This window comes from Litoreibacter halocynthiae (genome assembly GCF_004365635.1).
Lineage (GTDB): Bacteria > Pseudomonadota > Alphaproteobacteria > Rhodobacterales > Rhodobacteraceae > Litoreibacter > Litoreibacter halocynthiae.
In genome coordinates this window covers 1-1,567 of sequence record NZ_SOBH01000009.1, presented here as the reverse complement: position 1 = coordinate 1,567, position 1,567 = coordinate 1, and the positions used below count along the sequence as shown (strand labels likewise).

The window sequence follows — 1,567 nt, the reverse complement described above, 5'->3', positions numbered from 1 at the left end:
CTTCCGTAATGGGGCGGGCCTTTGTCAATAGCTTCGGAAATGTCAAAAACGTCCGGTCAAGAACTTACTCTCCACCGAATTTGAGATACCAATTCATAAGCTTACTTTTTCTTTTTCACTGCAACCGCACTTCAGGTCTGAGGAATACCCCATGCTCGGGCTTCGTTCTTCCGTCCGTAGTCAGCCCGTAGCTGCCACTCTATGCCTGGTCCAAATATGGTCCTGGGTACCCATCTTTCCCGCGTATTCAACGATTGTTGATAACTTGCGGGCCTTCGGCATCTCCAGAAACCGCGTCCCGGCAAGGGACCTCGTTGTTCCTGTTGTCAGGCGCAGCTCATACCTCCGTTTCGAGAAATTCTTGAAGTGCTTCACTCAGGCTGTTGCGCTGGAGCTTTGCGTGTAGCGAAACGGCGTGCTGTCTCTCCACATGCGGTGCAAAATGACTCCAATTCGTCGAGCAAGTGCAACTATGGCCCGTTTCGCTCCGCGCCTGTGCGCCACTTTGAGTGCCCAGGATTGCAGCCAGTTTGGGGCACCGCGGTGCATCAGGATCATCGCCGCTTGATACAAAGCCGTTCGCAGACCGCGATCACCAGCTTTGGTAATTTGCCCGACAATGTCCATTTCTCCAGATTGAGTGCGCCTCGGCGTCAGTCCCGCCCAAGGGCCAACGTCTTTCGATCGCGCGAAGCGGTTCGGATCATCGATCGCGGATCTTACAGTCAGAGCAACAATCGGGCCGACACCCGGCATCGTCATCATCAGCCGACAAACGTCGTCATGTTTTGCCAACCCGGTGATCTTTGTGTCCAGACTTGCCAGCTCGGCCCTCAACTGCTCCCGGGCACGCAGAAGCGACAACGCCGAGGCGGAAAGAATGTCGTTTTGGACAACCAGTTCCCTCACGCGGGCCTCGTACCTGATCCGGGTGACGTGCCCGAGCTTCAAGCCGAAGTTCCTGAGAACACCCCTCATGGAGAGTTCTAAGTTGATGATCGCTTGTTGAACAGACTTTCGCGCAGTCAGCAAAGCGCGTATTTCCTGGGATGAAACGGATTTGCGGTGCACGGGCCTGTACCAACCCATCTGCAGCAATCGAGCAATCCCCTGAGCATCGCGCCTGTCGGTCTTGATCGGCATTGCTTTCAAGGCAGCTTTCACCAACCGCGTTTCCATCAAGACAACCTCAAACCCTGCCTCCTCGATCCCTTTACTCAGCCATTGAGAAAGCGGCCCCGCTTCAAGTCCAATTGCGTCGATCGTATACGGAAGTGAGCCGACCGCATGAACCAGCGCCTCAGGTTCGCTCGCTGCTTGCAATTCTTCAACAATCTTCCCCTGCGGCCCCAGCACACAAATCGCGGTGCTTGCCAGTGAGACGTCCAATCCAATATATACATTCATGTCGTTGCCTTTCTATTCTTAGGAATTGAGGCGCATGGAAACATACGACCTCGCAGACGCGCTGCAGGCGCATCAAGGGCAACGGCACTCCAAATTAAGCTAGCAGACAAGCGAAACGTGTTTGATTCGCGGTAAGCCCCATTACGGCATCTTTCCCTTT

1 protein-coding gene is annotated in these 1,567 nt (G+C 54.4%); it reads right to left on the bottom strand.

All coding sequences use genetic code 11. The features are described 5' to 3' along the window. Positions 1-375: 375 nt before the first annotated feature. Complete coding sequence (locus BDE40_RS18125; protein ID WP_134016997.1) at positions 376-1,407, bottom strand: IS110 family RNA-guided transposase; 1,032 nt, start codon at positions 1,405-1,407, stop codon at positions 376-378. Positions 1,408-1,567 lie beyond the last annotated feature (160 nt).

Excerpts from the sequence above, each read along its gene's own strand:
- BDE40_RS18125 (WP_134016997.1), bottom strand. The coding sequence starts at position 1,407 with ATGAATGTATATATTGGATTGGACGTCTCACTGGCAAGCACCGCGATT.